The sequence below is a fragment of the Streptomyces sp. NPDC026092 genome, assembly GCF_040638605.1.
Lineage (GTDB): Bacteria > Actinomycetota > Actinomycetes > Streptomycetales > Streptomycetaceae > Streptomyces.
In genome coordinates this window covers 73,717-80,400 of sequence record NZ_JBEZYN010000030.1, presented here as the reverse complement: position 1 = coordinate 80,400, position 6,684 = coordinate 73,717, and the positions used below count along the sequence as shown (strand labels likewise).

Sequence of the window (6,684 nt, the reverse complement as noted above, 5' to 3'; positions counted from 1 at the left end):
AAACCCGGCCGGGCAGCCGTCCCCCGATCGGCGAGCAGCCGCAGCGCCGTCCGCTCCGGCAACGGCTCCACCGGCCGTACGAACTCCCCCGGCACACCCAGCGGTTCACGGCTCGTCGCGAGGACCGTCACCCCTGGACAGCGGACCAGGAGCACGGCCACCAACTCCGCCGCCGCCCCGATCACATGCTCACAGTTGTCCAGAAGCAGCAGCAGACGACGCGACGCGCAGTGCTCCACGAGACGGGTCAGCGCGTCGTCGGCGGTCCTGAGCCCCTCGGCGCCCGCGCCGCGCAGCACGGTCTCCCGCGCCCCGACGGCCCCGAGCACGGCCTCGGCGACGGCCTCGGGGTCGGTGACGGGCGCGAGTTCGGCCAGCCACACCCCGTCGGGCCAGGGCGCGTCGGCGTCCGCCGCCCGCTCGGCCGCCTCCTGGGAGAGCCGCGTCTTCCCGGCTCCGCCGGGCCCGAGGAGGGTGACGAGCCGGCTGTCGCGCAGGTCCTGCTGCAGCCGGGCGATGTCCTGGTCCCGCCCGACGAAGCTGGTCAGCCGGGCGCGCAGGTTGCCGGGGCGCGCGGCGGCGGCCTTCGGCGCCGGCAGGGTCGCGAGCGGGGCCTCCGGTTCCTGGGCGAGCAGTTCCGCGTGCAGGGCGCGCAGCTCCGGGGAGGGGTCGGTGCCGAGGCTGTCGGCGAGGGCGCGGCGGAAGGACTCGTACGCGGCGAGCGCCTCCGCCGCGCGGCCCGTGGCGCGCAGGGCCCTGATCCGGAGGGCCTGGAGCGGTTCGTCGAGGGGGTGGGCCTCGCAGAGGGCGGCCAGTTCGGGGAGGGCGGACGCGGCCTGCCCGAGCGCGAGGGCGGCCGAGAAGCGGGCCCGTCGCGCGTCGAGGCGCCGGGCCTCCCAGCGGGCGGCCTCCGCCGTACGGTCCGGCAGGTCCGCGAGCGCGGGCCCGCGCCAGAGGCCGAGCGCCTCGTCGAGCAGCCGCGCCGCCTCCGCCGGGTCGCCCGCTTCGAGGGCCCGTACGCCCTCCCCCGCGAGCCGTTCGAAGCGGCGCGCGTCCACGTCGTCGGTGCCCGCCGCGAGCCGGTACCCGCCGGGCCCCGACACCACGGCCTCCCGGCCGAGGACCCGGCGCAACCGGCCGACCAGGGCCTGGAGCGCGGCGACCTCGTCGCCCGGCGGGTCGTCGGGCCAGACCTCGGCGACCAGGGTCCCTACCGGAACCGTCCGGTCCGCGCGGAGGGCGAGCGCGGTCAGCAGGGACCGCAGCCGCGCCCCGCCGAGGGCGACGGGGCTGCCGTCGGCGGTGTGGACCTGGGTGGGGCCGAGGACGTAATAGCGCACAGGCTCTATTCTCCGTGAGCCGGGGATCTCCGCAGGAACTCACCCCCGCCCCGGCACGTTTCCCGCACACACGCCGCCGCGCCCTGAGGAGTCCCACCGATGACGACGGCCACCACTCGTAGGCACGAGCGCAGGATCAGCCCGGTCTTCCTGGCGATCCTCGCCGTCATGGCGGTCACCGGCTGGGCGGTGTGGAGCGACTTCGCGGCCTCCCCGGGCCTGGCGATCTTCCTCTTCGTGACCTCGGCCTGGATCGTCTCGCTCTGTCTGCACGAGTACGCGCACGCGCGCACGGCGCTGCACAGCGGGGACATCACGATCGGGGCGAAGGGGTACCTCACGCTCAACCCGCTCGCCTACACCCACGCCGTCCTGAGCGTCATCCTGCCGGTGCTCTTCGTGATCCTGGGCGGCATCGGTCTACCGGGCGGCGCGGTCTTCATCGAGCAGGGCCGGATCCGGGGCCGCTGGAAGCACAGCCTGATCTCGGCGGCGGGCCCGCTGACGAACGTGCTGTTCGCGATCGTCTGCACGGCGCCGTTCTGGCTGGACGCGCTGGACGGCGTGCCGCTCGCGTTCCAGTACGCGCTCGCCTTCCTGGCGTTCCTCCAGGTGACGGCGGCACTCCTGAACTTCCTGCCGGTGCCGGGCCTGGACGGCTACGGGGTGATCGAGCCCTGGCTGTCCTACAAGATCAAGCGGCAGATCGAGCCGTACGCGCCGTACGGCTTCTTCGTGGTGATCGCGCTGCTCTTCGTCCCGGCGATCAACGGGGCGTTCTTCGACACGATCGACGCGCTGATGCGGGCGCTCGGCGTGCCGGAGATCTCCCGCTACTGCGGCTCGAACCTCTACCGCTTCTGGCAGGAGACGCCGGAGCTCTGCGCGGTCTAGGGCTTTCGAAGGGCCCTGGGAGCCTTTACGCCTCGGTGTGCGAGGCGGCCGCGGCCTCGGCCTTCGCGCGGCGGAAGTAGTACCAGGCCATGTTCGAGGAGAGGCCGGCCAGGAGGACCCAGACGATCCCCAGCCACATGCCCGCGGCGAAGGAGACGACGGCCGCGACGACGGCGAGGACGCAGACGGCGAGGGCGTACAGAGCGAGGCGGGGCATGGGGGTCGGCTCCTGTCCGGGTACGGCTGAGTGCCTGTCCAGTGTCCCCTATGCCCGGCCTCGCTCCGTCGCGGGTCGTCCGTGAGCGCAGATGTCGGGTCGTCCGTCGGCTCAGACGTCGGTGACGCGGAGCCCGGCGTGGGCCTTGTAGCGGCGGTTGACCGAGATCAGGTTGGCGACGAGCGACTCGACCTGGTGGGCGCCCCGCAGCCGGCCCGCGAAGACCCCGCGCATGCCGGGGATGCGGCCCGCCAGGGCCTGGACGATCTCGACGTCGGCGCGCTCCTCGCCGAGCACCATGACGTCCGTGTCGATCTCGTCGATGGCCGGGTCCTGGAGCAGCACGGCGGAGAGGTGGTGGAAGGCCGCGGCGACCCGGGAGTCGGGGAGCAGGGCGGCGGCCTGCTCGGCGGCGGAGCCCTCCTCGGGCTTGAGGGCGTAGGCGCCCTTCTTGTCGAAGCCGAGCGGGTTGACGCAGTCGACGACGAGCTTGCCCGCGAGTTCGGCGCGCAGCGACTCCAGGGTCTTGGCGTGCCCGTCCCACGGCACGGCGACGATCACGATGTCGCTGCGGCGGGCGCACTCGGCGTTGTCGGCGCCCTCGACACCGAGGCCGAGCTCGTCGGCGGCGGTCTGCGCGCGCTCGGCGGCGCGGGAGCCGATGATCACCTTCTGGCCGGCCTTGGCGAGGCGGTAGGCGAGGCCGCGGCCCTGGTCGCCGGTGCCGCCGAGGACGCCGACGACGAGGCCGGACACGTCCGGGAGGTCCCAGGGGTCCTTGGGGGCGGGCTTGCTGTCAGTCGTAGTCATGGCCTCGACATTACTGGCCGGTCGCCCCATCCGATCCCGTACGGGTGGAACCTCGGCGACCGCCTCACGCGCGCGGCCCGGCTGCGGCAGGATGCGGCGCCATGGATGCCGTACGGGTCGCGCTGCTGCGCGAGGTGCTCGCGGGAACGGAGTGGCCGAGGGAGGCCCGCCGGTTCGCGGCCGCGCTCCGCTCCTCCGTCGTCCCGCACGGGGGCGGGCTGCTCCTGGTGGGGACGGACGGGTACGAGCCCTGGCACCTGTGCGCGCACCTCGTGGACGAGGCCGCCTGGTCGGGCCAACCGGAGCTGGCACCGACACTGGTACGGCACCGGGTGCGGCCGGGCGACCCGGCGCACCTGGCCGTCGGCCTCGGGCGCCTGGAGGCGGCGCGCGGCAGGGCGACCCTGCTGCTGGTGGCGCCTGAGCGGCCCGACGCGGGGCTCCTGGAGCGGGTCCACGACGCGCGCCGGGCGGGGGCGACGGTGCTCTCGCTCGACGGCGGCGACCCGGAGGTGCACGGCCTGGCGCACGAGACGCTGACGGTGCGGGCGGGCGCGGAGGTGGACCTGGACACGGTCCAGCACCTGGTGAGCGCGGCGGCCGGGGAGAACAGCCTGCCGCCGCCGCGCGGTCGGCGCCGCCTCCGCGACCGCCTCTCGCTCCTGGCGGACCACCTGACGTCACCGCCGCCGACGGGCTGGTGAGCCACCGCTTTGTGAGCACTGAGCCCATGTGACCTGGCCCGTCGCCCCGTAATTCGGTTGCCCGGCGCCGCGCGCCCGACGGAGCATGGTGCCTCGTGACGTCGAAGCTCTCCGCCGTGCTGCCCGATCTCGCGCCGTGGCGCTCCTCCCGCGACTTCCGGCTGCTGTGGATCCAGGGCCTGGTGACCGTCTTCGCGAGCTTCATGGCCCTGATCGCGCTGCCGCTGCAGATCATGGAGCTGACCGGTTCGCCGCTCGCCGTCGGTCTGATGGGCGCCGTCGAACTGGTCCCGCTGGTCGTGTTCGGGCTCTACGGCGGAGCGCTCGCGGACGCCGTGGACCGGCGGAAGGTGATCGTCGCGACGGAGGCGGGGCTCGGGCTTCTCGCCCTGATCCTGCTGCTCAACTCGCTCCTGTCGGAGCCGCTGCTCTGGCCGCTCTACGTCGTCGCGGCCCTGGTCTCCGCACTGTCCGGGCTCCAACGGCCCGCGCTCGACTCGCTCCTGGCCCGGATCGTCCCGCACGACCAGATGACGGCCGCCGCCGCGCTCAACGGGCTGCGCTGGCAGATGGGCGCCATCGCGGGTCCCGCGCTCGCGGGCCTGGTCGTGGCGTACGCGGGGCAGGCGACGGCGTACGGCGTGACCCTCGCCGGCTTCGCGCTCTCCGTCCTGCTCTGCCGCCGCCTCTCCCCCGCGCCGCCCGCGCACGACGCCGAGAAGCCCTCGCTGCGCGGGATCGCCGAGGGCGCGCGGTACGCGTGGTCGCGGCCGGTGCTGCTCGGTACGTACGCGATCGACCTGGCCGCGATGTTCTTCGCCTTCCCGAACGCGATCTTCCCGTTCCTGGCGGCGGAGCTGGACGCGGAGTGGTCGCTCGGCCTGATGTACGCGGCGGGCTCGGTCGGCTCGCTCGTCCTCGGCATGACCAGCGGCTGGACCGCGAAGATCCGCCGGCACGGGCTGCTCGTGGTGTTCGGTGCGGCGGGCTGGGGGCTCGCGATCGCGGCGGCCGGCTGGTTCGGGAACGTGTGGCTGGTGCTGCTCTGCCTGGCCTTCGCGGGCGCGGGCGACATGCTGAGCGGCCTGGGCCGCTCGACGATCTGGAACCAGACGATCCCGGAGGAGCTGCGGGGCCGCCTGGCCGGGATCGAGGTCCTCTCCTACAGCGTCGGCCCGCAGCTCGGCCAGGTGCGCGCGGGCGCCATGGCGGGCTGGACGGGCACGCGGGCGGCGGTCTGGAGCGGCGGTGTGGCCTGTGTGGCCGCGGTGGGGCTGCTCTGTCTGACGCTGCCGAAGCTGCTCACGTACGACTCCGACACGGACGAGGACGCGCGGCGCCACAAGGCGGCGCAGGAGGCACGCGAGGCGGAGGCAGCGGGCGCGGAGGCCGGGGCCGCCGGGGCCCCGGCCTGAGGCTCGGCCGGGCGGTCGCCTCTACTCAGGCGTCCCGTCCGCCTTCGGAGCGTCCGTCGAGGAGTCCTGGGAGCCGTCGTGCCACTTGGGGTCGTTCTCCCACTCCAGGTTGCGCTCGCGCGCGGTCTCCATCGCGTGGGCGGCCTCTTCCCGGCCGGCGTACGGGCCGAAGCGATTCTTCGCGGGGCAGTCGGGCCCCTCCTCGACCGTCTTGTGCTCCAGGCAGTAGTACCACTCGCCCGGCTTGCCCACCGTGCGCTTCTTGAACAGGGCCATCGTCGGCTCCTTCCTCTGGGGCCATGCTGCCCCAGACGCGGTCGTTAGACTCGCTGACATGTCTGGCCAGTCGCTGCTCGTACCGGGGGAGCTCTCTCCCCACCGCTCCGTTCCGGGAGCCATCCGCCGTCCCGAGTATGTCGGGAAGCCCGCGCCCACTCCGTACACGGGGCCCGAGGTGCAGGACTCCGACACCGTCGAGCGGATGCGGATCGCCGGCCGCATCGCCGCGCAGGCGATGGCGGAGGCCGCCAAGCACATCGCTCCGGGTGTCACCACGGACGAGCTGGACCGGGTCGCGCACGAGTTCATGTGCGACCACGGGGCGTACCCCTCGACCCTCGGCTACCGCGGCTTCCCGAAGTCGCTCTGCTCCTCGGTCAACGAGGTCATCTGCCACGGGATCCCCGACTCCACCGTCCTCCGGGACGGCGACATCGTGAACCTGGACGTCACGGCGTTCATCAACGGGGTCCACGGCGACAACAACGCCACCTACCTCTGCGGCGACGTGGACGAGGAGTCCCGGCTGCTCGTCGAGCGCACCCGCGAGTCCCTGAACCGGGCGATCAAGGCGGTCAAGCCGGGCCGGCAGATCAACATCATCGGCCGGGTCATCGAGTCGTACGCCAAGCGCTTCGGCTACGGCGTCGTGCGCGACTTCACCGGACACGGCATCAACTCGTCGTTCCATTCCGGGTTGATCATCCCCCACTACGACTCCCCGCACGCCACCACGGTCATCCAGCCGGGCATGACGTTCACGATCGAGCCGATGCTGACGCTGGGCACGCACGAGTACGACATGTGGGAGGACGGCTGGACGGTCGTGACCAAGGACCGAAAGCGAACGGCTCAGTTCGAGCACACGCTGGTGGTGACGGAGACCGGGGCCGAGATTCTCACGTTGCCCTGACGCCTCCCCGGGGTAGTTTTTTACCGACAGGACGTCGGGAACCAGTTGACTTAGGTAAGCCTAAGTAGCAGTATCTCAGCAGGTTCCCGTCCCCATCGGCCTCGGAGGCACG

The 6,684-nt window shown here is 73.1% G+C and carries 8 protein-coding genes; 4 read left to right on the top strand and 4 right to left on the bottom strand.

What is annotated here, in order from left to right; all coding sequences use genetic code 11:
- On the bottom strand, positions 1-1,340 hold a 1,340-nt coding region (locus AB0F56_RS33385; RefSeq protein ID WP_362016642.1), incomplete at its 3' end, for a BTAD domain-containing putative transcriptional regulator.
- Positions 1,341-1,439: 99 nt separating this feature from the next.
- Here AB0F56_RS33385 and AB0F56_RS33380 point away from each other — a divergent pair.
- Positions 1,440-2,234 (top strand): site-2 protease family protein, encoded by a 795-nt coding sequence (locus AB0F56_RS33380; RefSeq protein ID WP_362016640.1) that lies wholly within the window; start codon positions 1,440-1,442, stop codon positions 2,232-2,234.
- Positions 2,235-2,259: 25 nt separating this feature from the next.
- On the opposite strand, the gene AB0F56_RS33375 is transcribed toward AB0F56_RS33380, so the two are convergent.
- Both AB0F56_RS33375 and npdG read right to left on the bottom strand, forming a co-directional pair.
- Positions 2,260-2,451 carry a hypothetical protein gene (locus AB0F56_RS33375; protein WP_362016638.1) on the bottom strand — a complete coding sequence of 64 codons (192 nt, stop codon included), beginning with the start codon at positions 2,449-2,451 and terminating at the stop codon, positions 2,260-2,262.
- 111 nt (positions 2,452-2,562) lie between these two features.
- On the bottom strand, positions 2,563-3,261 hold the full coding sequence (npdG, locus tag AB0F56_RS33370; protein ID WP_362016636.1) for an NADPH-dependent F420 reductase: 699 nt from the start codon (positions 3,259-3,261) through the stop codon (positions 2,563-2,565).
- Between the two features lie 101 nt (positions 3,262-3,362).
- Here npdG and AB0F56_RS33365 point away from each other — a divergent pair, with 101 nt between their 5' ends.
- Together AB0F56_RS33365 and AB0F56_RS33360 are read left to right on the top strand one after the other, a co-directional pair.
- The gene (locus AB0F56_RS33365; protein WP_362016634.1) at positions 3,363-3,965 is read left to right on the top strand and encodes a hypothetical protein; all 603 of its coding nucleotides are present in this window, start codon (positions 3,363-3,365) and stop codon (positions 3,963-3,965) included.
- 95 nt (positions 3,966-4,060) lie between these two features.
- Positions 4,061-5,380 carry an MFS transporter gene (locus AB0F56_RS33360; protein ID WP_362016632.1) on the top strand — a complete coding sequence of 440 codons (1,320 nt, stop codon included), beginning with the start codon at positions 4,061-4,063 and terminating at the stop codon, positions 5,378-5,380.
- A 21-nt stretch (positions 5,381-5,401) separates the two neighbouring features.
- On the opposite strand, the gene AB0F56_RS33355 is transcribed toward AB0F56_RS33360, so the two are convergent.
- Complete coding sequence (locus AB0F56_RS33355; RefSeq protein WP_362016630.1) at positions 5,402-5,656, bottom strand: hypothetical protein; 255 nt, start codon at positions 5,654-5,656, stop codon at positions 5,402-5,404.
- Between the two features lie 58 nt (positions 5,657-5,714).
- Here AB0F56_RS33355 and map point away from each other — a divergent pair, with 58 nt between their 5' ends.
- Entirely contained in the window at positions 5,715-6,572 is an 858-nt protein-coding gene (map, locus tag AB0F56_RS33350; RefSeq protein ID WP_362016628.1) for a type I methionyl aminopeptidase, read from the top strand.
- Positions 6,573-6,684 lie beyond the last annotated feature (112 nt).

Bases quoted from the DNA above. Each gene is read 5' to 3' on its own strand.
- AB0F56_RS33380 (WP_362016640.1), top strand. From the start codon at position 1,440: ATGACGACGGCCACCACTCGTAGGCACGAGCGCAGGATCAGCCCGGTC.
- AB0F56_RS33375 (WP_362016638.1), bottom strand. From the start codon at position 2,451: ATGCCCCGCCTCGCTCTGTACGCCCTCGCCGTCTGCGTCCTCGCCGTC.
- npdG (WP_362016636.1), bottom strand. From the start codon at position 3,261: ATGACTACGACTGACAGCAAGCCCGCCCCCAAGGACCCCTGGGACCTC.
- AB0F56_RS33365 (WP_362016634.1), top strand. From the start codon at position 3,363: ATGGATGCCGTACGGGTCGCGCTGCTGCGCGAGGTGCTCGCGGGAACG.
- AB0F56_RS33355 (WP_362016630.1), bottom strand. From the start codon at position 5,656: ATGGCCCTGTTCAAGAAGCGCACGGTGGGCAAGCCGGGCGAGTGGTAC.
- map (WP_362016628.1), top strand. From the start codon at position 5,715: ATGTCTGGCCAGTCGCTGCTCGTACCGGGGGAGCTCTCTCCCCACCGC.